The organism is Shewanella nanhaiensis, from assembly GCF_019457885.1.
GTDB classification, from domain to species: domain Bacteria; phylum Pseudomonadota; class Gammaproteobacteria; order Enterobacterales; family Shewanellaceae; genus Shewanella; species Shewanella nanhaiensis.
Window position 1 is genome coordinate 332,440 of sequence record NZ_JAHZST010000002.1, and the last position, 22,495, is coordinate 354,934.

The 22,495-nt window shown below is 43.8% G+C and carries 23 protein-coding genes; 13 read left to right on the forward strand and 10 right to left on the reverse strand.

What is annotated here, in order from left to right; all coding sequences use genetic code 11:
- Window positions 1–161: 161 nt before the first annotated feature.
- Complete coding sequence (locus K0625_RS03755) at window positions 162–497, reverse strand: hypothetical protein (RefSeq protein WP_220108593.1); 336 nt, start codon at window positions 495–497, stop codon at window positions 162–164.
- Window positions 498–663: 166 nt separating this feature from the next.
- Between K0625_RS03755 and K0625_RS03760 the strand changes: the two genes are divergently transcribed.
- Complete coding sequence (locus K0625_RS03760) at window positions 664–2,265, forward strand: mechanosensitive ion channel family protein (RefSeq protein WP_220108436.1); 1,602 nt, start codon at window positions 664–666, stop codon at window positions 2,263–2,265.
- A gap of 68 nt (window positions 2,266–2,333) precedes the next feature.
- On the opposite strand, the gene K0625_RS03765 is transcribed toward K0625_RS03760, so the two are convergent.
- Window positions 2,334–4,046 carry a formate--tetrahydrofolate ligase gene (locus tag K0625_RS03765; RefSeq protein ID WP_220108437.1) on the reverse strand — a complete coding sequence of 571 codons (1,713 nt, stop codon included), beginning with the start codon at window positions 4,044–4,046 and terminating at the stop codon, window positions 2,334–2,336.
- Window positions 4,047–4,258: 212 nt separating this feature from the next.
- Between K0625_RS03765 and K0625_RS03770 the strand changes: the two genes are divergently transcribed.
- Window positions 4,259–5,155: an aldo/keto reductase gene (locus tag K0625_RS03770; protein WP_220108438.1), complete on the forward strand. Its 897-nt coding sequence runs from the start codon at window positions 4,259–4,261 to the stop codon at window positions 5,153–5,155.
- A 66-nt stretch (window positions 5,156–5,221) separates the two neighbouring features.
- Here K0625_RS03770 and K0625_RS03775 read toward each other — a convergent pair whose 3' ends face one another.
- The 3 genes from K0625_RS03775 to K0625_RS03785 all read right to left on the reverse strand — a co-directional run bounded on the left by K0625_RS03775 (window position 5,222) and on the right by K0625_RS03785 (window position 7,939).
- The gene (locus K0625_RS03775; protein WP_220108594.1) at window positions 5,222–6,055 is read right to left on the reverse strand and encodes a MaoC/PaaZ C-terminal domain-containing protein; all 834 of its coding nucleotides are present in this window, start codon (window positions 6,053–6,055) and stop codon (window positions 5,222–5,224) included.
- Between the two features lie 198 nt (window positions 6,056–6,253).
- Window positions 6,254–6,883 carry a chemoreceptor glutamine deamidase CheD gene (locus K0625_RS03780; RefSeq protein WP_220108439.1) on the reverse strand — a complete coding sequence of 210 codons (630 nt, stop codon included), beginning with the start codon at window positions 6,881–6,883 and terminating at the stop codon, window positions 6,254–6,256.
- A 171-nt stretch (window positions 6,884–7,054) separates the two neighbouring features.
- Entirely contained in the window at window positions 7,055–7,939 is an 885-nt protein-coding gene (locus tag K0625_RS03785; protein WP_220108440.1) for a TraB/GumN family protein, read from the reverse strand.
- A 50-nt stretch (window positions 7,940–7,989) separates the two neighbouring features.
- Here K0625_RS03785 and K0625_RS03790 point away from each other — a divergent pair, with 50 nt between their 5' ends.
- Complete coding sequence (locus K0625_RS03790) at window positions 7,990–8,301, forward strand: prephenate dehydrogenase (protein ID WP_220108441.1); 312 nt, start codon at window positions 7,990–7,992, stop codon at window positions 8,299–8,301.
- Window positions 8,302–8,404: 103 nt separating this feature from the next.
- Entirely contained in the window at window positions 8,405–10,123 is a 1,719-nt protein-coding gene (locus tag K0625_RS03795) for a GGDEF domain-containing protein (protein ID WP_220108442.1), read from the forward strand.
- Between the two features lie 38 nt (window positions 10,124–10,161).
- On the opposite strand, the gene K0625_RS03800 is transcribed toward K0625_RS03795, so the two are convergent.
- Window positions 10,162–10,686: a DUF3016 domain-containing protein gene (locus K0625_RS03800; protein ID WP_220108443.1), complete on the reverse strand. Its 525-nt coding sequence runs from the start codon at window positions 10,684–10,686 to the stop codon at window positions 10,162–10,164.
- A 238-nt stretch (window positions 10,687–10,924) separates the two neighbouring features.
- On the opposite strand from K0625_RS03800, the gene K0625_RS03805 reads away from it, so the two are divergent.
- The 3 genes from K0625_RS03805 (at window position 10,925) to K0625_RS03815 (ending at window position 12,063) form a co-directional block, all read left to right on the forward strand.
- A complete protein-coding gene (locus tag K0625_RS03805; protein ID WP_220108444.1) occupies window positions 10,925–11,230 on the forward strand; it encodes a hypothetical protein in 306 nt (101 codons plus the stop codon).
- Between the two features lie 91 nt (window positions 11,231–11,321).
- Window positions 11,322–11,585 (forward strand): hypothetical protein, encoded by a 264-nt coding sequence (locus K0625_RS03810; RefSeq protein ID WP_220108445.1) that lies wholly within the window; start codon window positions 11,322–11,324, stop codon window positions 11,583–11,585.
- A 163-nt stretch (window positions 11,586–11,748) separates the two neighbouring features.
- Window positions 11,749–12,063, forward strand: coding sequence for a hypothetical protein (locus K0625_RS03815; protein WP_220108446.1), 315 nt, complete (start codon window positions 11,749–11,751; stop codon window positions 12,061–12,063).
- Between the two features lie 42 nt (window positions 12,064–12,105).
- On the opposite strand, the gene K0625_RS03820 is transcribed toward K0625_RS03815, so the two are convergent.
- Complete coding sequence (locus tag K0625_RS03820; RefSeq protein ID WP_220108447.1) at window positions 12,106–12,615, reverse strand: DUF4240 domain-containing protein; 510 nt, start codon at window positions 12,613–12,615, stop codon at window positions 12,106–12,108.
- A gap of 151 nt (window positions 12,616–12,766) precedes the next feature.
- Between K0625_RS03820 and K0625_RS03825 the strand changes: the two genes are divergently transcribed.
- The 5 genes from K0625_RS03825 (at window position 12,767) to K0625_RS03845 (ending at window position 16,375) form a co-directional block, all read left to right on the forward strand.
- Complete coding sequence (locus K0625_RS03825; RefSeq protein ID WP_220108448.1) at window positions 12,767–13,168, forward strand: hypothetical protein; 402 nt, start codon at window positions 12,767–12,769, stop codon at window positions 13,166–13,168.
- A 165-nt stretch (window positions 13,169–13,333) separates the two neighbouring features.
- Window positions 13,334–14,131: a response regulator gene (locus K0625_RS03830; protein WP_220108449.1), complete on the forward strand. Its 798-nt coding sequence runs from the start codon at window positions 13,334–13,336 to the stop codon at window positions 14,129–14,131.
- Window positions 14,132–14,602: 471 nt separating this feature from the next.
- A complete protein-coding gene (gene hbs, locus K0625_RS03835) occupies window positions 14,603–14,875 on the forward strand; it encodes a non-specific DNA-binding protein Hbs (protein WP_012326932.1) in 273 nt (90 codons plus the stop codon).
- A gap of 242 nt (window positions 14,876–15,117) precedes the next feature.
- A complete protein-coding gene (locus tag K0625_RS03840; protein WP_220108450.1) occupies window positions 15,118–15,807 on the forward strand; it encodes a TorF family putative porin in 690 nt (229 codons plus the stop codon).
- Between the two features lie 394 nt (window positions 15,808–16,201).
- The gene (locus K0625_RS03845) at window positions 16,202–16,375 is read left to right on the forward strand and encodes a hypothetical protein (RefSeq protein ID WP_012326934.1); all 174 of its coding nucleotides are present in this window, start codon (window positions 16,202–16,204) and stop codon (window positions 16,373–16,375) included.
- Window positions 16,376–16,506: 131 nt separating this feature from the next.
- Here K0625_RS03845 and K0625_RS03850 read toward each other — a convergent pair whose 3' ends face one another.
- The 3 genes from K0625_RS03850 to K0625_RS03860 are packed head-to-tail and all read right to left on the reverse strand — an operon-like array spanning window position 16,507 to window position 21,336.
- On the reverse strand, window positions 16,507–18,093 hold the full coding sequence (locus K0625_RS03850; RefSeq protein WP_220108451.1) for an FGGY-family carbohydrate kinase: 1,587 nt from the start codon (window positions 18,091–18,093) through the stop codon (window positions 16,507–16,509).
- Window positions 18,086–19,660, reverse strand: coding sequence for a glycerol-3-phosphate dehydrogenase/oxidase (locus tag K0625_RS03855; RefSeq protein WP_220108452.1), 1,575 nt, complete (start codon window positions 19,658–19,660; stop codon window positions 18,086–18,088). Before K0625_RS03855 ends, K0625_RS03850 begins: the two co-directional genes overlap by 8 nt.
- Window positions 19,657–21,336: an FAD-binding oxidoreductase gene (locus tag K0625_RS03860; protein ID WP_220108453.1), complete on the reverse strand. Its 1,680-nt coding sequence runs from the start codon at window positions 21,334–21,336 to the stop codon at window positions 19,657–19,659. The genes K0625_RS03855 and K0625_RS03860 overlap by 4 nt, the downstream gene beginning before the upstream one ends.
- A gap of 77 nt (window positions 21,337–21,413) precedes the next feature.
- Here K0625_RS03860 and K0625_RS03865 point away from each other — a divergent pair, with 77 nt between their 5' ends.
- Window positions 21,414–22,484: an AraC family transcriptional regulator gene (locus tag K0625_RS03865; RefSeq protein WP_232846903.1), complete on the forward strand. Its 1,071-nt coding sequence runs from the start codon at window positions 21,414–21,416 to the stop codon at window positions 22,482–22,484.
- The last annotated feature ends 11 nt before the right edge of the window (window positions 22,485–22,495 follow it).

Here is a 22,495-nt window from a genome sequence, read left to right on the forward strand (position 1 = left end):
ATATTTAGCTTAATATTACATAATATAAGCGTCATTAAACTAGGTGCTTTCAGCTAAATGTCTGGGCTACCAAGGTAGATCAATGAGATTGATTTTAATTCGCTAAAGATAAGTGCACTCATCTCCTTCAATAATTTAGAGGCATAGCCCTTGTTGCTATGTTAACGATATTTTTGCCTATGCTCACTATCATCAATATCAAGTTTCTCAGGTGCTTCAACCACTTTTAAGTGATCCATCATATGGCTAACCAACAAGACCATCACAGCTAAAATGGCTATCGGTGTGGTTAAACTGCGCATCTCAGGTGTGAAATAACCATAAGCCAATGCCACAACGGCAAGATAAAAACCTAACATCTTAAATCGAGATAGCAGAGGACTCTTCCCAAGCCAAGCATCACAATGGGGACATTGGAGTTGCGCACCAAAGCCTTTACCACGCTGATTTTTAACATCATTCACACCAAAAAACTTACTACAATGGGCACACAACACAGCTTGACTCTCTTTAAGAACTTGCGGAATAAGCGTGAAGTTTAACAGAATATTCAATAGAAAAATTATTTATACATTTTGCTAATAACCCCTATTGAATAAGGGAATTTACACTAAGGTGAAGTGGGGATAAAATAGCGAAAATTTTTGTTTTAGGAATTTATTTATGCATCGCATAATCGCCTTGATAATGCTTGCTATTGTAGGGCTTAGTAGCTTACCAGCCCAAGCAGATACATCCAGTGAACTGATATCACTACAAACCTCTATTCAGCATGATGTCGCACTACTCAGCAAAACCCACGGTGAACTCACCAACTTTACTGAGTATAAGATTAAGCAGAATACCGAACTGCTTCATGAAAGGCTTAAAGAGCTGATGAGTGAGCCTGCTCTTAATAAAGAGATGCTTAGCCCAATCATTAAAAGTCACCTTATCTTTATCGGTAAAGTCGATAACTACTTCAAGACTAAGATTGCGACTCTTCAGGGACAACTTGGTAAGGGCGATGATAACAAGATCATGATGCAACTTTCGATGTTGGAAGCTGAGCGTGATCAACAGTTACAAGCTTACCTGGACGTACTTGGCTGGGCGAAGACTTTAGAGCTAGATACTGGTGACCAAACAGCACAGCTGACCAAGAATCTTATCGCTCGAGCAGACGGCTTCAATAGCTTTGTTCAGTACACCCAAGATAAGTTAAAGCAAGCGGTTAAAGAGGTCAGTCTAGCGGGTAAAGATGTAACAGCAGAGCAAACACTCAATGTCACTGAACTCAAAGAGCGCTTATCTTACGCCAGTTCAAGCTTAGGTGTTGCTATTCATCTCCTCGATATTTTAGGCCAAGATACAGCGGACATGAAGGAGACCCTATTTAAGAGTTCAGGGGATATCACCCAAGATGTGCTTAATATCGATGTAGCCAGCAGCCTATTCGAGCAATGGCTCACATCTGCACAAAACTACTTAATAGAGAATGGTCCAGGGATCGTCTTTAAGTTGTTTATTTTTGTTCTGATCTTAGTGGCAGCCTCTTTGATTGGTAAAGCCGTTCAGAAGTTAGTCAGAAAAGCCGTCAGTAACTCAAAGCTTAAGTTTAGCGTGCTACTTCAAGAGTTCTTTATCTCACTCTCAGGCAAGGCAACCTTCACTTTAGGTGTCTTAATTGCCCTGTCTCAACTGGGGATCGAGTTAGCGCCTCTGCTAGCAGGTTTCGGTGTGGCCGGTGTGATTATCGGTTTTGCACTGCAAGATACTCTATCTAACTTTGCATCTGGCATGATGATATTGGTCTACCGTCCTTATGATGTTGGCGATCTGATCAATGCAGCTGGCGTAACAGGTAAAGTCAGCCATATGAGCTTAGTGTCTACCACAATTAAGACACTGGACAATCAGAGACTTATCATTCCAAATAACAAGATTTGGGGTGATACCATCAACAACATCACTGTCGAGCATCAAAGACGTGTAGATATGACCTTTGGTATTGGCTATAGCGATGATATCGAGAAGACAGAGAAGGTACTGAATGAGATCATCATGGCACATCCTAAGGTTCTTAAAACACCAGAGCCTACGATTAAGCTACACACTCTAGGTGAGTCTTCTGTCGATTTCGTTGTTCGTCCATGGGCCAAACCGGAAGATTATTGGGATGTTTACTGGGATATCACACGCACAGTGAAGATGCGTTTCGATGCTGAGAATATCAGTATTCCATTCCCTCAGCGCGATATTCACATCTATCAAGAAAGCGTATAAGTCTATACCTAAAAAGGGGCCGGATCTGATATCCGGCCCCTTTTTTAAACGGTAAATTTCAAACGCTGTTAAGCTAAGCCGACAATCTCATCCCGCTCATTGATGTCGATATTAAGATAACCAGGTTTAATCCCTAAGCCAGGCATAGTCATCACCTTACCGACTAAAGCGGTAATGAACCCAGCACCAGCATTTATCTTTAACTGGGCAATAGGTAGTTCAAACCCTTGAGGCACACCTTTTAGCAGTGGGTCATGGCTGATTGAGAGTGGTGTCTTAGCGATACATACCGCCAGATTATCAAGCCCCATGGCTTTGATCTGCTCCAGCTGCGCTTTAGCTTCATCGGATAAAACGATCCCCCTCGCACCATATCCAGACTCAGCGATGGTGAGCAGTTTTGCTTCAATGCTTGCATCACTTGAATAGAGCAGATGAAAATCAGAGTCTTGCTCGGTTGCTTCAACAACTTTGCGAGCCAAAGCTTCGGCTCCGTTAGCCCCTAAACTAAAGGCGTCACTAATCTCGCAACCAAAGGCACCAGCTGACATCACTTCCCTCTTCAACCACTCAAGCTCCTCTTGGGTGTCACTAGGAAAACGATTAAGCGCTACCACGACAGGAACGCCATATTGACTGACATTATCCATGTGCCATTTAAGATTAAGGAATCCAGCTTCTAAACGAGCTTGATCAGGCAAGTTAATATCCTGCTTAGACTCAATACCCGAGTTGGCTTTTAACGCTTTCAACGTCACAACTAAAACCGCTGCATCTGGAGCCTTTCCTGACTCTCTCACTTTGATATTACAGAACTTCTCAAAGCCCATGTCTGAGCCAAAACCTCCCTCTGTGACTACAAAGTCTGCAAGTTTGAGCGCAATTCTGTCCGCAATAATCGATGAATTACCATGAGCGATATTGGCAAAGGGGCCCGCATGAATTAAACAGGGATCCCCAGTCAAAGTCTGCATTAGAGTTGGCTCGATGGCACTGCTCATAATCACCGTCATGGCACCTGCAACCCCTAGCATCTCCGCAGTGATAGGCTGAGCTTGTTTATCTAGTGCTAGCACTAAACGGCCAATACGTTTACGCATATCCTTTAAGTCATGGCTGAGCGCCAAAATAGCCATTAACTCAGAAGCTGCGGTAATATCAAAACCAGAGGCATGAACGGGGCCATTGATATCACCAAGACCTACAGTAATGTTGCGTAAACTACGTTCATTATGATCAACCACACGACGCCAAAGGATCTGCTCAGGGTCGATATCTAAAGGGGTACTTCCCGACTGCTGGGTAAACTCATCAGCCGGCAATCTTGATTCATGAAACAGTCTTGCATCGATAGCGGCTGCCGCTAAATTATGCGCGCTGCTAACAGCATGAATATCTCCGGTGAGGTGGAGGTTCATCTCTTCCATTGGGATAACTTGAGAGTAACCACCTCCAGCGGCACCACCTTTAATGCCAAAAACAGGCCCCATGCTGGGCTGACGAATACAAGCACAGGTTTTTCTACCAATGGCATTTAGCCCTTGAGTCAAACCTATACTCGTGACAGTTTTACCTTCACCAAATGGAGTTGGCGTTACCGCAGTGACTATCACTAACTTCCCCTCCACATTGTCCTTAACACGGTCCAATATAGAGAGCTTTACTTTAGCTTTAGCATCACCAAACTGAGATAACTCATCCTTTTTAATACCAAATTTCTTGGCAATATCGCTAATAGGTTGAGGTGTAGCCTGACGAGAGATTTCAATATCCGTGAGCATTCTTTGGCTCCTTTAAATAGAGAAGAGTAGGGAATTATATTTTTAATTGCGTCGAATATTAGGCGATCCTAAGGAGAAGAAAAATAGCTAAAATCCATTTATGATGCTTAATTAGACTTTTATAAATCTAAATCAAAAAAATGTGATCTAATCCAAATCAATATATTATCAATATCCTATCAAACTCACAGGAATCACGGGCAGGGGTAATAATGAGTAACCAATTTGAGATGTCAGACTTTATCGCAGGTTTTTGGAGGTTAGCGAGTTGGGATTACTCTATACAACAAAGGTTGGCATTAATTGAGCAATACCTAGAGCTGGGTGTAACGACTATGGACCATGCAGACATCTACGGCCAGATGCAGTGTGAGGCTCTTTTTGGTGAAGCTCTATCACTCAAACCTAGCTTACGTTCAAAGCTACAATTGATCAGTAAATGCGGTATTAAGCCCGCCTTTGACTCGACACCCGAACGTTACGTTAACCACTATGATACTAGTAGAGATCACCTTTTAAACTCAGTGGAAAACTCACTAACTAGACTCAATACGGATCACTTAGATCTTCTGTTAATTCACCGCCCCGACCCATTAATGAATGCAGATGATGTTGCCCACGCTTTCAAACACCTTCAACAATCAGGTAAGGTACTGAATTTTGGTGTATCTAACTTTAGCACGACACAGTTCGAGCTGTTGCAATCTAGGTTAACCCCACTAGGTATTCAGCTCGTGACCAACCAAGTTGAAATATCGCCAGCAAATATGACAAGTCTGCATGACGGAACCTTAGATCAATGTCAGCAATATAGGATCACACCTATGGCCTGGTTCTGTTTGGGGGGAGGAGAGATAATAACGGGTCAAAATGCTCAAGCAGTCAGGTTAAGGAAAGCACTTCACCGTGTTGCTGATAGTCATCAAACTCAAGATATCAGTCAGATCATCTACGCTTGGATAGCTGCACTCCCCTCTAAACCTAAACCCATTATCGGAAGTGGTAAACTACAGCGAATACAGAGTGCAATAAAATCTAAAGAGATCAAACTAGATAAGCAGGAGTGGTTTAGTATTTGGGAAGCATCAACAGGCCATAGCGTACCCTGATACTAATATAAATAAAAAAGGGCGCCATCGGCGCCCTCTCAATTACACTAGCGATTCATTTGTGCTTTATAGAAAACTTATCTGACCAGAAAGGTGCGGTCGGCGGCCACGAGCATCACGAAGTTCAAACACTAATTGATCTTCGCTACTTTCTACAGCAAAGCTAACATCTGCCGGCATAAATAGAGGCAATTTAAATGCTACATCAACCTTGCAGGGACGTTCACCAATTTGTGGCATCATCTGGGCAATACAACGCGCCTTAGACCACATGCCGTGGGCAAGCACACGCTCAAAACCAAATCGCTTAGATAGAAATGGATGCAGGTGGATCAAATTATAATCACCAGATGCTTTAGCGTATTTACGCCCGAGATCGTCGGCTAGAGACCAAGACTCTGGCAATTCCCAAACCATGGCATTCGCTTTAGGTGGACGCACACGACGTGTCGTACTCTCAACACGATACAAATACGTTGAGAGTGACTCCCAGACTAACTCACCATCAACCCTAGCTCTAGAGACCAACTCAAACTCAAGCCCCGCATCGGTAAGCTGACTACCAATCAAGACGCACTCTAGATCGAATGTTTCATCGACATTTAGCTGTCTATGCTGAGTGATACTGTTTTTGAGATGGATCATTCCTAATAGGGGGAAGGTGACCGCATTATGGGTAAATATAACGGCATGGAGACGAAACGCCATCACATATAGATAGGTCAATGGTAGTGACTTGCCATCGAATTGAAATCCACAGACCGAGGCATAATCACTCACTTTTTTAGTTGATAACGTCACGCCTTGAGTATTAACTTGGATCTGTGGCAGGGCTTGATTATCCCAACCAGGCTTACGATCAAAGAAGATCTTTCTATATAGAGAAAACAGAGAAGGCATCGCCTTCAGCTCAACCAAATACTCTTTTTCTGCACTCACCGACGCGTTCAAATTTCAACCCACCTACCTGATATCAAGCCGGCGATTATACCCAAAATGATTAAGTTTGTCCTAGATTTGAGCTAACACTTATATATCAATAAGATAGAAGGTCAGACTTTGAAAAACATGACTAAATTAACCAGCAACTACATAGCTTTAATCAAAAAGTTCAACCTTGCTTTCAGCCTGCTCCTTCACAATATCTTTAAGGTAAACCTTCTCCTCCTTCTCCATCTCACGTATACCGCTAGCAGGAAGACGCTTAAGTAATACTTTTCCGCTATTGGGGTGAAAGAGCACCTTTCTTGGCCAAACTCCACCTAACTCTTCACTTTCTATCTCTATCCCCTCCATGTGCAAGTAGTTTTTCACAAACTCAATATTTGAACGACCAACATTCAGTACCGTTTCTTTACCCATCTGGGCTCCACCAAAAATTTTCGCCCTTAGCCTTTGTCTCTGACCACCCAGTGTCAATATACCGTTGATCAACTGCTCCATGGCGAAGTTGCCATATCGGCACGAGAAGCTCATTAACTCATGCCAATCCTCATTTAACTCCCTTTCAGGCAAAAGAAAATGGTTCAATCCACCAATACCAAGGAGAGGATCCCAGATACAGGCTGCAACACATGAACCCAGTCGAGTGAACACGTACTCATCTTGCGCTGTGATATAAAATGCACCGGGATCGACACGAGCAACAATTTTATTGTGTTTGTTGTCCCATTTCCTTGGGATCTCTTCAAAGCCTTTAGTGGATGTGGGGATAACCAATGCCGTCATTCAGCCTCCTTGCTGGTGAGCTAAGAAATGTATCGGATATTAAATAAAATGTAGAGACCTGCACCTGAAAGTATAGACAAGATAACGCTTGTTACCCCAATCAGACGTAAGTAAATGTCCAAAACCATATTTTAAATAGGGTAATTTAAGTTTAGAGTACGCTGCTAGTTATCATAAACAGCTAAGCTCCCAGCAGTTCTTAACTTTAGCCCCCCTCTTAAGCAACTCCTGCACAATACTCTTAGGGCCAACCACATGACCAGCTCCCACTAAGATAAACAGAGGTTGAATAGTCTGTTTATCTTGCATTAACTCACCAATTTTTTCCGCCATCCCCACATTACGGTGCCAGAGTATCTTCTCGACCATCTCAACATCACCGTTATCGATCATGCTCTCCTCCATCAAAACATTAAGCTCTGTGGCATCGCCACTTCGCCACGCATCAACTAAAGCCAACATCTCATCATCAGGTGCTTCTATTGTCTCTTTCACCATCTTCCACTGAGTTTTGTCATCAAAAGATGACATCAAGCTAAATTGAAACTCTGTGCTTTCAAGTTCCAAAAGTGGTCTATCACGATTTTTTGAGATAAACCTCTGCTCTACACCATAGTTTGCGGTATAGCCTAAAGCTTCGAACCTAGCCACGCCAAACTGCATCGATTGCAACCAGGGCGCAAACCCACTCATCGCCCTACACATTTGTTCCATAGGGCGGCAATAGCTCTCTAATGCAGTTTGAGTTTTGATATCCGCAGGCACAGATTTAATACCATATTTATTGATCAATGCATTGATATCGGCATTGGTTGTATCGGCCTCAACAACCAGAGAGCCCGCAGACTCAAACAGTGATTCAATTTGAGGGGCCATTGGGTAAAAATCCGCTTTTCCTATATGAATGGAGCCAAGCAGATATGAGGTTTCTCCTTTATAATCAACTTGATAAAAAGGCGGCCTATCCTCAGGTGATGCCTCTACAGAGAAACTAATCCCTACGCAAGCGCCCCACACTACTGCAAGTATTAACTTCAACTGACTTGTTGCTATCATCTTCGCCCCTTATAATCGCGACAATTAATTTTTATGAATGAGAGGCTGTTATGCCACACACACGTGTTCTTGAACAACTAAAAGAGAATTTACAAACAGCCTATCGCAAATCGATCGATGCAGATAGCAAGCTTGACGAGCTAAAAAAAGCGGGCCATGCAAAGTTCAACACCATCTTTACACAGGATGAAGGCTTTTCAACACGAAGTAATCGATTCAAGCCTTATGTTGAAGAGTTAGCCAGCGAACTTGAAAAAATACCCACAGATCCAGAACAACTTCCTGCAGCATTAGAGCAATTTGTCAGAAAACTGGGTGTATTACTCCAGACTCTACAGGCCTTTAAAGATCAAGCTAAATAAGCCCGCCAACAGATAGTACGGTGAACAACTTAACATAAGCTTGTCATCTTACTGTCACTCAAGTGTCATATGCTCCCCTCTGTTTTAAATAAAGGAGGTGAGCATGTCTGCTATCAATCTAGGGAAAGAGCTAAATAAGGTTATAGAGAAAAAACAGATAGATGCTCTATTTCAACCTATTTTCAATATTAATAATCATAGCTTACATGGTTATGAAGCCTTAAGCAGAGGACCTGCCCATAGCCCTCTATACTCTCCAGTGCCACTATTTCAAACCGCTGAAAATCAAGGAAAACTTTCCGAGTTAGAGGGTTTATGTCGTAGCATCTCTATCAATCAATTTAAAACAAAGCGATTAGCTGGCAAGCTATTTATCAATATCTCACCTAAAGCCTTACTGGAACCAAACCACGCAAAAGGGATGACATTAAGTCTGGTACAGGAGCTAGGGCTTTCACCTTCTCAGGTAGTGATAGAACTTTCAGAGCAGTATCCAGCCGATGACATCGACATGCTAAAGTCATGTTTAAACCACTATCGCAATCAGGGCTTCCTTACTGCCATTGATGATCTTGGGACCGGATATTCCGGGTTACGCCTCTGGTCTGAGCTAGCACCAGACTATGTAAAAATAGATCGCCACTTTATCCATCAGATAGATCAATCTACAGTGAAACAGGAGTTTGTCCGCTCCATTATCGAGCTTTGCCAAAATCTAACCTGTCAGGTGATTGCCGAAGGGATAGAGACACAGGAGGAGTTGGCAATATTGAAACAACTTGGGATTGTATATTGCCAAGGTTATCTACTTGGTATGCCTGATAAAAATCCTAACGGTAAAATAGAAGCTCATATTCATCAAGAGCCAGTAAAGAAGCAGATACGCTACGCAGAATCTGCAGAGAGCCTCTGTAATCAAGCTGAAACAGCATCCTCTGAGACCAAGTTAAAACAGCTAAGCGATATCTTTATCGCTCAACCCAGCCTACAAAGTATCGTCATATTGGGGCAGTCTAAGCCTCAAGGCTTAGTCAGCCGCGCCCAACTTCTGGAGCTATTTAGTACTCCCTACGGCCGTGCCCTTCATGAAAATCGAATCGCCATAGAGGTGATGAATACTCAAGTTGTCACGGTTGATGCAGCCTCCCCTATCTCCCTAGTAAGCCAATCTTTAACGGCACAAAACAGCAGCTTTATGGCACAAGAGTTTATTATTATGCGTCACAATAAACTGCTAGGAATAGGTCATACCAAAGATCTTTTACAGCTGCTAACCGAGCAGAGAATTAAGCTAGCTCGTCACGCTAACCCCCTTTCAGGGCTTCCCGGTAATATTCCAATTCAGGAGGAGATAAAACGACTTAAGCAACAGAAAAAGCCATTTTATCTTGCCTACTTCGATCTTAACAACTTCAAGCCTTACAATGATATCTATGGTTTTTGTCGTGGCGATGAGGTCATTTTAGAGGTGTCTGGAATACTCGAGTCACACCACAACAGTGATAACTTTATCGGCCATGTGGGTGGCGATGACTTTGTCATCATCAGCACAAGTAAAAATATACAGTCTGTTTGTCAGCAAGTGCTTATCGATTTTGATCAAAAAAAGCGGTTATTTTATTCCAATGAACATTGGCAGACTAAGAAGATGCAAGCCGAAGATCGTTTAGGACAAGCATGTGAGTTCGACTTAATTGGTCTCTGTGTTGGGCTACTCTCACCCGCTATTACCTCAGGGGCAAACGCCCATGAACTTTCTATCTATAGTGCGGATGCAAAAAAACAGGCTAAAAAAGCGGTTAGCTCCTTTAGCCTGTTATAGTTTCAATCAGTATAAAATAGAGATAGTCGAGTATGGTATTAAAGTTGCGGCGCGACAGACTTCTTCAGCCAATCAGCCAGCAATTTAGACTCATAGCGAGTTGGCTTTTCGTTCATACGACCAATCGAGTGCATAAATCCTAGGTCAGTCAGCTTCTCATCACCAGCCATCACAGTTTTACCATCTTGAGTAACCGTGTAGGTAAAGGTAATACGTGGTGGGTAGATATCCTTAATGACTCGAATATCTGATGTGGTGGCACCAAAAGTGGGTCTCACATCGCCGGCAAGATCAAGGTCGGTCACCTGCATCTCAAGCTTTTGATTAGGCTTTAAGATCTTGCTTGCCTCTTTGTTTAAGTTCTTGGTCAGCGTTTCAAAAGTACGCATCTCATAGCGTGACTGAATATCGCTTGCCGCTTTCACATCGCGAAAACTTTTAGGATCTTTCCATTCTATCTTCACCACCCCTTTCTCGGTGACTGGGTTTTCTACCGCCTCATCTGCGGCAACAACAGCACCAGAAGCCATCACTCCCGCTAATAGTAAATACGTTAACTTCATATGAACCTCCAAAAGGTTATCGGTTACTAAGCTTATGCATTAAAGTGTACGATTAATAACCTGAACATTAGCTTAATGCAAAACAATTAGTGACTAGTCAGCTGTATACAACGCCATACCTACAAAACAGTAACAAATTAAAAACAGACTAGCTTATCTAGATAAAAAATGTATCCCCATGCTTTAAGGAGACATAGAATGGCGGACTAAGTTCATTCTAGATTATGAAACTCATAAAATGAAAACAGCGCAAATGTCACTGCTAACTCTAGTCATATTTCTAGCTTTGGGGGTAACCCTCTACCTAATCGGTCCCACAAATCAAAAAGAGCAGCCCGAGAGCTGGTCCTCATTTGTCTATACCCAAGGTTATGAATCAGGCAGATATAAGAAACTTGATGACTTTAACGATTATACCTCCTGTCGAGCATACTCAATTGAAACCTCCGCAAAATTCGAACAAGCACCTTGGGAGTGTGGTCTCAGATGCCGTTTTGACTCGAGCCGACAAGGCTTTCAATGTGAAGCCATGGAAAATAAATAACAAGCTGTTGCAGGTTCAGTAAGTATTCAAGTTTCTCCTGTTAAACTCGACTTCAATTTTCCGTGAAACTCGCTGATATAGGAGCGAAACAATGAAACGAACCCTAAAACCTATTTTAATTCTCAGTCTGCTTATCTCCCCTTTTATGGTAAGTGCTAGCGAAAGTGAGCTGACTGAAGGGCTAACATCTGCCGAAGAGATACTTTCCCAGTATGAAAAAATTAATCAACAGGACTCTGCGGATCAACAGATAGAGAGAGTTAAACATCAGCTTGATGATGAAGAGCTTGAGATGCTACAAAACGATTGTGAAGAGTATCATTTAGACCTCAACGAAAGGCTATGTGAGAACTAATCTCAGCTCAACCTCGTTACGGTTTTTACACTCAGAGCCACTTATATTTACGTTCAGGTATGTTCAGAGCTGCTCGCTTTTCATTCAGCTTAGGTTCATGGTTTACCCGCTAGCATACGCATTAAATTAGTGAATAGATTTAATCATGACTAGGGGGTAATTTATGACTCACTCAATTTCAAAAACCAAGATCCACTTTTCAGGAAAATTTGCGATTATAGCGGCCTTACTAGTCGGGTTTGCCTTTACAAACCAAGCCTCTGCAGATGAGTTAACTCAAACGCAGCAAGTAGCTGTTGATCAGCACTTCGATATTTTGGCCAGACAACAAGATGAGTCAGACAAGAGCATGATCAGTAATCAGCAACAAAATTTTGATGATGAACTTGAGATGGCTGAAGATAAGTTTATGACTCAGATATGTGATGAACATGGCCGAGTGTACGACAACAAGTCACAGACCTGCTACGAGCAATAACATGCGAGGCCAGGCCTCGCTTTTGTTAAGTAGTGGAATGAACTAAAAAGGGAAACGTTCACTCAACTGTGGATAGTTACTCTTCAACAGTTTCTTTTTAGTTGAGAACTTTTTCCCTTGAGGAGTCGCCATACCCGAAGGAACAAAAGGCAGCTCCTCCCCAGTTCTATCCTCAAAAATCTGCCCAGCAATAAGGTCATACTCATCTAAAAATGGATAAGCATAGCCATCCTTTTCAGGCCATTGCTCTAAAGTTCCCAATAGATCAGGGCTTTCGATAACCTTGTCATACCACTCTTTTCCTAATGAGATCAGGAAACAGCGGAACTCAGCAAAGGCATATTCAGAATCACAACCCGTAATAATGTAGGCGGCTCCCCACATGGACCAGAAATAGGAGCGACGCATCTGTTGGCCAAAAAATTTATCAAATTCGACTAATTCACCATCTGTTAATGGTTCAAGTTTGGCTTTTAAATTATCAGCTAGGCTACCCTGATCTTGCTCAGGTGAACTTCTGGTCACCAGTTGCCAAAATTCTGCTTCGGTCATATCTTTCTCATCAGTATAATCTCAGCTCTATTCTAAACAATTCAACGCGCCAGAGCAGCAAAATTCCCTCGACCTTTTCGAATAACTAGCTTTGACTCTGTCAGTTGATTTTTTTACACTTCATCAAATATTTAGCCTGATGAGTTATGCAATGAAAAAACCGACACTGGCCCTAGGTATTATAATGTTCTTGTACGCTGTTCTGGCAGCGGTTGCCATATGGCGAGCTATCAATATTCAAGTGATCGATCTTTTCTCATTTGGGGTTGTTCCAGTTCTTATCGGCTTAGCGTTAAGAACCAGTTGGGCAGGTATCGCTTTCAAGGTCTATCTCGCTATCCAAACTTTAGGCCTCACCGCACTTGCAGGTACAGCAATTATCGCTTATCAAGTTTCACCTGAAGATGTCAAAGTCGTATTCAACAATCATGAGATACCTGTGCCATTAATCGCTATCACAGCGGGTTTATTACTGGCCTTTCAGTTTTGGGTCGCTTTCTCAACGTCAACCAAAGGCTATCTTGAGGGTCGCCCTTCACCAGAAAATAAATAAAATTATTCATATAAGGTAATGAAAATTAAAGCTTAAGAATCGCTCATTGTGTTTAGTCTAATTTTGTTCCATATTTAATATCAATCAGTATAAGAAAGTGAATTGTTAAGCGAACACGCTTTTATACAGACAGGTATTCATCTCCACCTATTGAGCATTAAGACTATGAGCACACTGTTACCTAGTGAACTTTCGATACTGCTTTTAGAAGCGTCAGATACGCAGAGAAAAATCATCAGTAGTAAGCTGTCAGAAGAGGGTTTCAGTAATATTCAAACTGCGACAACTATTACTGATGCACTCACTATCATTAGCCGCTACCAACCAGACCTCATCACCAGTGCCATGCACTTCGAAGATGGAACCGCTCTTGATCTCCTAAAGCAAGTCAGAGAAAACTCCAAATATGAAGATATACAGTTTATGTTGGTTTCATCCGAGTGCCGTCGTGAGCATTTAGAGGTATATAGGCAAGCTGGAGTCGTCGCAATTTTGCCAAAACCTTTCGCATCAGAGCACCTACTTAAGGCCTTAAACTCAACGTTAGATCTATTAAGTGATGATGAGCTCGAACTCAGCCACTTTGATGTACATGATCTAAAAGTTTTAGTGGTTGATGACAGTAAGATGGCAAGAAATATAATTAAACGTACCATCTCAAACTTAGGACTTAGATTAATAACCGAAGCTGTTGATGGCGCCCAAGCGATAGAGATCATGCAAGACAAGTTGTTTGATCTGGTCATTACCGATTACAATATGCCAAGTGTCGATGGGCTGGCGTTAACTCAGTTTATTCGCAATGACAGCCAGCAGTGCCACGTGCCCATACTGATGGTCTCCTCTGAAGCAAATGATGCCCACCTAACCAATGTGGCTCAAGCTGGCGTGAATGCACTTTGTGATAAACCCTTTGAACCTAAGTTAGTTAAGCAGTTGCTCTATCAACTGTTAGATGATTAATTATTTTATTCTCCTCTCGTCATGTTCCCACTTTCAGCACATCTTCAGACAGAGGATCGCTTTATGTAAGAACGTCAAACCACTCTTTAAGCAACACAAAACCCACAAGGTGTTAACACATAAATTTTAATAAAAATAGATAAAACCACGTCAAAACTGGCCATTAGTCACACTCTTTCTCTTTAATTTCAGCATAAACAGTATGAAAAACTATCACTTTATCGTCCTCCGTACGGATTAATTAATGCAAAACTCTCCCGTAAACACCCGTAAGTAGGCAGAAAAATAGCTGAACAATCATTCAATAAAGACCCAAAGATGTTTTTTTACACAGTTTTTGACCTGAAAGGGGTTTTCTAGGGCTTAAAGCCCTTTCCATATTGAATATCTTATGGCATGTTAGTGACAGCAATTACTACGAATACTGTGTGATTGGTATTATTAAATCTACGGAAAGAAGAGACTATTCAAATGAATAAGACTGAACTTGTTGCAAAAATGGCTGAACATGCAGAACTGACTAAAGCAGAAGCTGCACGTGCACTAAAATCTTTTGAAGAGACTGTTACAGAAGCAATGAAAAACGGTGATAAGATTTCTATCGTTGGATTTGGTTCTTTCGAAACTTCTAGTCGCGCCGCACGTACTGGCCGTAATCCACAAACTGGTAAAGAGATTCAAATCCCTGCAGCCACAGTACCTAAGTTTAAAGCGGGTAAGACTCTAAAAGATAGCGTTAACTAAAAACGCCTTTCTCCGTTTTAATAAAAACCTCCTAATGGAGGTTTTTTTGTGTCAGCTCCTCTACCTTTCACTGCACTAGTTAAGTGCGTCCCTACACCATAAACTCACCAGCTCAGTGCAAAAAAACAGCTCTAGATAATTAAATAGTTGATATTTAACCATAAAAAGATTGGCATATAACTCGCTTTCTCATAATCGACTTAATAGTTACAAAAATAATGACTAAATAATGGGGAAGAAAGATGAAATTAGCACTGAGCAGCACACTATTGGCTTCAAGCTTATTAACCAGCTTTTATGTAGATGCCAGCGTAACCGCAAATATAGGCGCAACCTCTAACTACCTTTGGCGTGGTGTAAGCCAAACCCAAGACGCGGTTGCCGTGCAGGGAGGAGTCGACTATGAGCATGAAAGTGGTCTATACCTTGGCACTTGGGCATCAAATGTCGATTTTGGTGATGAAACCAGCTATGAGCTGGACTTCTACGCTGGTTATGCTGGAACAATAGCTGAAGAGTTTGGCTATGATGTGAGTTACCTCTACTACGCTTACCCAGACAGTGATTCTGATATCGACTTTGGTGAGCTCAAAGCGGCGATAAGCTGGAGATGGTTCAGTTTAAGCTACTCCCATGTTATTAATGCAGGCAGCGATGTTGCTACTACGCCTTGGGACAATGAAGATATGGGATATTTAGATGCAGGAGTGAGTATCCCACTTTCTGATACTCTATCAATATCCGCTCATTACGGCTATTCAACAGGGGATATAGTCACCGCTTGGTTCGATACTGATAGCTACTCGGACTACTCCCTCTCTCTCAATAAAGAGACTGAAATAGGTGAAGTCTCATTCACCGTCAGCGATACAGATCTTAACGGTGACGATGCAAAAATTATTATCGGTTATAGCTATAGCTTCGAGCTATAACTAAAGCTGGCTCCCAAGAACACCAAGATCTAAAATTGTGAGATAAAACAAGATGAGCGCCTACTAAATAAGCAGGCGCTCATCTTGCAATTAAGCAATAAGGCACTGAATAATATACATTTAACTACCTTTCAAAGTAAATAAAAGCTCAATTTTACAATTTTTTTGCCTTCTACAGAAATTGCTAGATAGATCTCACTTTTTCTCAGCATAGCCTGATATCTTCCTCATCAGCGCTTACTAATATTGAAGTTTAAATTTCCGTTACCATTTAAGTAAACACTTTAAGCTTTTAGCGTTACTAAACAACCAGTTCCGACTGGATTTCAGATGTCATTTTTACCTGTTAGCAAACACAAAATGCCAAAGGTATTTAACAAGTAAGGAGTTCGTTATGGCTCAAATGATTGACCTTGTGCCCGACGATTTAGAGATAGAAGCGATCGCTCAACCATCAAACAGAAAAGAGATGGATGACTTAATGCGTAGACGTAACGTTAAGAAGCGTCTAGAAGATGTTTTAGCCGAAGCTGAGCTACAACGTGCCATGGGTGGAGACTTTTACTAAGCCACCTTTCGATGACTGAATCTAGGCGAAGACCTAGATTCAGACATAATATTTCCCAGCCCCAATAATCTTACACTTGCTCACAAAGCTAAACTTACCATAAAAATCCATTGCGAACATTCAATCGGACTCTATTCTGGGTAACCCGTTATATCCCTAATCTTGCTATAAAAAGGCTGTAACTTATTGTAGATATTAAGATAGATCTCTCGGTAAAGCCTTTGGTACATCACATAATGTTCTCTATCAGGCTCAAAACGCTCGCCTTCGTGAACCATGGCTTGAATGGCAGTTTCAAAATTTGGGTAGAGTCCAAGTCCAACTGCCGCATCGATAGCAGCCCCCAAACCAGATGTTTCTATGGTGTGGGCCCTTACCGTTGGCAAGCCAAAGATATCGGCAGCGATCTGCATAGCAGCATCACTTTGAGCGCCACCACCCGAGACTCTCAACTCTTTCACTTTACTGCCGCTCTTTTTCTCAATCGCTTCCAGCCCCTCCTTGAGGCCAAAAGCTAACCCCTCTAAAATCGCACGATAGAGGTGGGCTCGAGTATGTAGATCGCCAAAACCTATCACGGCACCTTTAGCCTCGGGGCCTGGCTGCTTTACTCCCGGCCCCCAGTACGGTTGCAACATCAGCCCCATGGAACCTGGTGGCACACTGTTCACCAGCTCATCAAACAGGGCTTCGGCTTCCACTCCTGCCTCTTCGGCTTTCGTCTGCTCAATATGAGCAAACTGCTCCTTAAACCAGCTCACCATCCAAAAACCGCGATAGAGCATCACTTCACTGCAAAAAGCACCTGTAATAGCTGACGGATATGCAGGCAGAAAACGCACCGCTTCGGTATAACGCTTCATGGTGACATTGATGGTGGCCGTGGTACCGAAACTTAGGCAACCAACATCGGCACTTTGGCCGCCAGAACCAAGTACTTCACAGGCTTTATCTGCAGCGGCAGCGATCACAGTTAATCCCAGGGGGATCCCTGTTTGCTCACTTGCCAGTTGAGTTACCTCACCAATCTTATCTCCAGGCTTTACCAGCGGCAGTAGCTGATCTGGCCTGACATTCAGCGCCCGCCACTTCCAATCCCATTTAGGTGCCCATCTGTGTTTCTTATAATCGAAGGGCAGATAGCCCACCTGAGATCCTATCGAGTCCGCCCACTCACCCGTCAGCTTGTGATGAAAGAAGCCAGATAAAAAGGCAAATTTATAGGTTTTATTCCACAACTCCCGTTTCTCAATATAGAGCCAGTTTGGTTGAGCACGACTTCTAAAATTGGCGATCGTTTCACTTAATCCCATCAGCTTAAACAGGGGATCCCAGATCCCACCTAAGCGCGGAAGTGGTTCAGCTTTACGTTGATCTAACCAGAGTATGGCTGGATGCAGTGGCTCTCCTTGACTGTCTAACGGCAGCATAGTGCCACGCTGTGTGGTCACCGACACGCCCTTAATTCTGCTTTTATCTATGCCTTGCAGCCAAAGTGCCTGACAAGCATCACACACATTCTGCCAATAGTAGTCACCACTTTGTTCACACCAGCCAGATTGAGGTGACTCATAGGGGATCAACTTTATCTGTGACTTGGCGATCAATTGACCCTGGAGATCGAAAATAAGTGCACGAACACTCTGAGTACCGTTATCAATAGTTAAGATCCAGTCAGCTTCTGGCCCATGCTCATCTTGCTGTTTACTCTTATCCATCACAGATATTTTCCCTCACTTGCCGAGTGGGTAGTTGATAGCTTGAATTAAATATCTGCTCAAACCGGCTCCACTCCTTATCCGCCTCATTACTCGACCAACCTAGGTGACGACAACACAGCCGCGAAATCGCTTCGCGGTAACGAACAATTTCGGCTCCAAGTTGTAACCCTAGCCGTGTACGACGCAGCAGTAGATCATCCAGATGCTCGACGCATTCATTAGCCAATGACCACTCAAGCTCTCGCCACTGACAACGGCTGACTCCTATGGTATCTGAATTAACCATAGCGAAGACCTGCGGTGCAAAATAGCCAAAATATCCACTCAGGTGCTTATCAGCATAACCTTGCTCGCTTTGGCTAAACTTAGCTCTTTTTAGCTCACCAAAGATCTCTGGGCTCTGTTCACTGACTTTCTCGAGGGTCTGTTTTGCCATCAGGTGATAGCTAGTTAACTTACCTCCAGTTACTGAAATAAGCCCAGGCTTAGACCAGATAATATGCTCACGGGACTCTTTCGACGGTGCTTTATCATTGGATTCGCTGAAGATGGGACGTATGCCGCTCCAGCTGCTTATCACATCCCCCTCCTCTATATTGTGCTTGGGGAAATAATGCCTAGCTAACTCCAATAGATAATCCACCTCCTCCTGAGCTATTCCGGGTTCACAATCTAGATCCCCGTGATGATCTAAGTCTGTCGTACCAATTACACTGCAGGCCTGCCAAGGATAGATATACACAGGGCGACCATCTTGAGGGTGGTAGAAGGTGATGCAGGCTGAAACAGGTAGACGCTCAAAAGGCAATACTAGATGACTGCCTCTAAGCGGCCTTAATCCCCCTTGAGCTAAAGGATGCAGCTTATCTGCCCAGCAGCCAGCGGCATTGATAACACACTTGGCCTTTACCTTATGCCTCTTCTGCCCTTCGTTTACGCTAACCTCGACACCAGAGATCCTACTTTCTCCCTCAATAAAACCACTAACCTTGGCATAGTTCAGCGCCAGGCCACCAGCTAATACGCCATCTTGCAGGGATCGCAACACCAAACGCGCGTCGTCAGTCACCCCATCGGCAAACAGGTTCACACCACTTATCTCATCGAATGCCACTTCAGATAACCAGCTACGAGCCTTCTCAATACTGAGTGGTTTATGATGTTGACTCCCAGCCAACTTGTCGTAGACAGAGAGCACTCGATGAAAAATCGCCGCAGAGGGAAAATCTCCCCGTTTATGCAGCATCAGATAGGGCATAAGCTCAACCAGCCCCGGTAGCTCAGTCAGTAGAGACTCCCGCTCTCTGGCAGCATCTCGCGTCATCTTCCATTGACCACTAGCAAGATAGCGCAGCCCCCCATGTACCATTTTGGAAGATCGGCTTGAGGTGCCCCAGGCAAAATCTTGCTGCTCTAACAGCAAGACTTTAGCACCTTGGCTAGCTGCAAGATGGAAGATCCCAGCCCCCGTGATCCCGCCGCCTATGATGATCAGATCATATTCAGCATCTCCGTGCTCAATAGCGGTGCTTGCCTCTCTGGCCGCCTGAGTCAAGGTTTTCATTGCTCTTGCTTCCCATGACTTCGAAGAGAGTTAGCTGGGATCCCTTTAAATAATTTCCCCGGATTTAACTGGCCGCTGGGATCAAAAGCGTTAAAGTAGTTTTGCAATGAGTCGACCACTCGCTCGCCCTTTTCTCTCACTAAGTAGGCAGCGTGATCGCCACCAACGCCGTGCTGATGACTGATGGTTCCACTGCTTTCAACGATCAGCTGTGAGGTGGTGGATTTTAACGTCTGCCATCGAGCAAAGGTCTCTTCATAGGTCGCTGAGACTGGAAATAGGTAAGTGGTGTAGATACTGGCGCCATCGCTATACAGGTGCGATAGATGAGAGAATACGTGAACTTTACTCTGCAGTGCATCCGGCGATTCAGAGCTATCAGCCAGCCCCTCCCTAAGACTCTGCTCAATCTTCTCTGTAAGTGGGGCAATATTTGACCAGTTAGTCGCGGTCTCTAAGGTATCAATGGCGTAGCCCATCTGCCACAACGTCTCTCTCAAGTAGGGGAAAGCGAAGCGCTTATGCGCCCATTTTTTACCTAGGCTTTGACCCGTATTGACTCCATTAAATTGAGAGATAACCGCTTTCAATCGTTTATAACTCTGCTTATTGCTCTTTTTATCGCCCGTGATCCCATAGACCAACATGCATTTATCATCACCCACCCCTTTCAACGAAAGCAGCTTTGTCAGCCAGTGACGTTGAGTCTGATTTGCCGATAGGTAGAGCTGAGTATGGGTTTCAATGCTATTACTCACCCTTAGCATGGAAAGAGGCAATCCCAGTTGCACCGCCTCTCTGGCGCAAGCGATTCCCTGTTGCCAATTAGGCATAAAGGCCACACCAAAAAACTCCTCTTCAGGTAAGCGACTCACTCTCACTTTTGCCTCGGTTAATATTCCTAAATGTCCTTCCGATCCCAGCACCAATTGGCGCCAATCCGGTCCTGCAGATGAAGCGGGAAGTGTTGGAATGTCTACCTTGCCCTCAAAGGTCTCTATCTCCCCTCCGGCAAACAGATTTTCAATCCGTCCATAACCTAAAGACTGCTGACCACTAGAGCGAGTAACCACCCAGCCTCCTAAGGTCGAGAGTTCAAAAGATTGAGGGAAGTGGCCTAAGGTAAAACCCTGAGCTTGCAGTTGAGACTCAAGAAATGGTCCCTTGACGCCGGCGCCAAATGTAGCGATTTGATCCACCCTATCGAGATCAAGTAAACGGTTCATTTTACTCATGGAGATGGTTAGCACAGGCTTATCTGAAACAGTTGGAGTGATATGCCCCACCACAGAAGTGCCGCCGCCATAGGGGATCAGTTGCCACCCTTGCTCTTTGGCTTCAGCCATTAAGATACGAATATCTTCACTGCTTCTGGGAAAAGCCACCCCGTCTGGAAAAAGGTTAAACTCACCGCTCTTCATCGCCAACCAATCTGGCAAGCTTTGACCACGAGCGTGACGCACTCTCACCTCGGCATCACAGGTATAAAGATCACTCTCATCGAGACGAGACTTAGGCACTTTCGCCAGCACCTCATCCAAAGTTGCGACGGGCAAAGGGGTCGCTAGACCTAAAGTCTCAGTGATAAAACTCGCGCCATCAGCAGTGAGCGCTAAACTTTTCTCCCTATCACCCCACCCATTCCACTGACGATTATCCTGTTGTGACTTACCCATAATGATTGACCCATTTGCATAGCGATAAATTTATCCTACAATATCGCAACATTTTGTCAGTGACATATATGGACAAGATGAACATTAAACGAGCGATGGAGACACAGCCTATGCCAGTGATAAAAGCGCCCTCTTCTCCATCACTGGGCACCACCTCTATGCCGCCTGTACAACAGTTTTTGCAGGCAGCGAGGCATTGCAAGGTTGATATTTCCGCGGCACTTGCTTTGGTTGGTATAGATAAAGCCACACTCTATGACGCAGATGCCCGCATCGATGGTGAGCGGTTTCAACGGCTACTTCACCACCTAATTGAGCACTCAGAGCATCCACTTTTTGGCCTCTACAGCGCCCGTTTTATTCAGCCAGATCGCTTCACTATTTTGGGGCAGATAGGCTTAAATTCAGATAACTTCGCCCAAGCCCTCAAACAAGCGATGCCGCTTGAGAAGCTTGTAGGGGATATGGGGATCACAGAGCTAAGGGAGCATTCTCAAGGATTAAAGATGGTGTGGCACTGCCAATATAGTCACCCACTGGTTATCCCTCACCTTATCGATAATGTGTTGGCCTCTTGGGTCAACTTCGCTCGTTTTTTGATGGAGGATAACCGCGCAACTGCAGTTGAGGTTAAGCTACAGAGATCTCAACCTAGTTTTCAGGAGGCCAAGGAGTATCAAGCCCTTTTTGATTGTCCTGTTCTATTTGAGCAGAGTGAAAATGCCATCCTTATCGACAAAGCCCTGCTGACTCGCCCACTTCCCAGCGGCGATAATCGCCGCCTGCCGCAATTGATGGCTAACGCGCAGCAAAGGCTCAAACATATGGGCAGCGGCGATCAACTGCAATTGGCTACCGCTCGGGTGATCCGCCAGCTTCTTCCACAGGGAACAATAAGCCGGGAGTTAGTTGCCGACCAGCTTCACCTCACAGGGAGAACCCTACAGCGCAAACTGTTAAAGCAGGGAATAAGTTACCAAACTCTCGTGGATAATATTCGTCATGAGATGGCCGACTACTGGCTTACTTGCAGTGAGTTATCAGCCAGTGAGATAGCGGTCGAACTTGGCTTTAGTGATGTCAGAGTGTTTTTCCGTGCCTACAAGAACTGGAGCGGACACTCCCCAGGAGTGAAGCGACTAAGATAGTGATAAGCGTG

Coding starts and splice junctions, on each gene's coding strand:
- K0625_RS03830 (WP_220108449.1), top strand. CDS start 13,334: ATGAGCACACTGTTACCTAGTGAACTTTCGATACTGCTTTTAGAAGCG.
- K0625_RS03775 (WP_220108594.1), bottom strand. CDS start 6,055: ATGCCTTCTCTGTTTTCTCTATATAGAAAGATCTTCTTTGATCGTAAG.
- K0625_RS03810 (WP_220108445.1), top strand. CDS start 11,322: ATGAAACGAACCCTAAAACCTATTTTAATTCTCAGTCTGCTTATCTCC.
- K0625_RS03805 (WP_220108444.1), top strand. CDS start 10,925: ATGAAAACAGCGCAAATGTCACTGCTAACTCTAGTCATATTTCTAGCT.
- K0625_RS03765 (WP_220108437.1), bottom strand. CDS start 4,046: ATGCTCACGGATATTGAAATCTCTCGTCAGGCTACACCTCAACCTATT.
- K0625_RS03850 (WP_220108451.1), bottom strand. CDS start 18,093: ATGGATAAGAGTAAACAGCAAGATGAGCATGGGCCAGAAGCTGACTGG.
- K0625_RS03860 (WP_220108453.1), bottom strand. CDS start 21,336: ATGGGTAAGTCACAACAGGATAATCGTCAGTGGAATGGGTGGGGTGAT.
- K0625_RS03845 (WP_012326934.1), top strand. CDS start 16,202: ATGGCTCAAATGATTGACCTTGTGCCCGACGATTTAGAGATAGAAGCG.
- K0625_RS03815 (WP_220108446.1), top strand. CDS start 11,749: ATGACTCACTCAATTTCAAAAACCAAGATCCACTTTTCAGGAAAATTT.
- K0625_RS03795 (WP_220108442.1), top strand. CDS start 8,405: ATGTCTGCTATCAATCTAGGGAAAGAGCTAAATAAGGTTATAGAGAAA.
- K0625_RS03780 (WP_220108439.1), bottom strand. CDS start 6,883: ATGACGGCATTGGTTATCCCCACATCCACTAAAGGCTTTGAAGAGATC.
- hbs (WP_012326932.1), top strand. CDS start 14,603: ATGAATAAGACTGAACTTGTTGCAAAAATGGCTGAACATGCAGAACTG.
- K0625_RS03865 (WP_232846903.1), top strand. CDS start 21,414: ATGAACATTAAACGAGCGATGGAGACACAGCCTATGCCAGTGATAAAA.
- K0625_RS03855 (WP_220108452.1), bottom strand. CDS start 19,660: ATGAAAACCTTGACTCAGGCGGCCAGAGAGGCAAGCACCGCTATTGAG.
- K0625_RS03800 (WP_220108443.1), bottom strand. CDS start 10,686: ATGAAGTTAACGTATTTACTATTAGCGGGAGTGATGGCTTCTGGTGCT.
- K0625_RS03790 (WP_220108441.1), top strand. CDS start 7,990: ATGCCACACACACGTGTTCTTGAACAACTAAAAGAGAATTTACAAACA.
- K0625_RS03760 (WP_220108436.1), top strand. CDS start 664: ATGCATCGCATAATCGCCTTGATAATGCTTGCTATTGTAGGGCTTAGT.
- K0625_RS03825 (WP_220108448.1), top strand. CDS start 12,767: ATGAAAAAACCGACACTGGCCCTAGGTATTATAATGTTCTTGTACGCT.
- K0625_RS03785 (WP_220108440.1), bottom strand. CDS start 7,939: ATGATAGCAACAAGTCAGTTGAAGTTAATACTTGCAGTAGTGTGGGGC.
- K0625_RS03840 (WP_220108450.1), top strand. CDS start 15,118: ATGAAATTAGCACTGAGCAGCACACTATTGGCTTCAAGCTTATTAACC.
- K0625_RS03770 (WP_220108438.1), top strand. CDS start 4,259: ATGAGTAACCAATTTGAGATGTCAGACTTTATCGCAGGTTTTTGGAGG.
- K0625_RS03820 (WP_220108447.1), bottom strand. CDS start 12,615: ATGACCGAAGCAGAATTTTGGCAACTGGTGACCAGAAGTTCACCTGAG.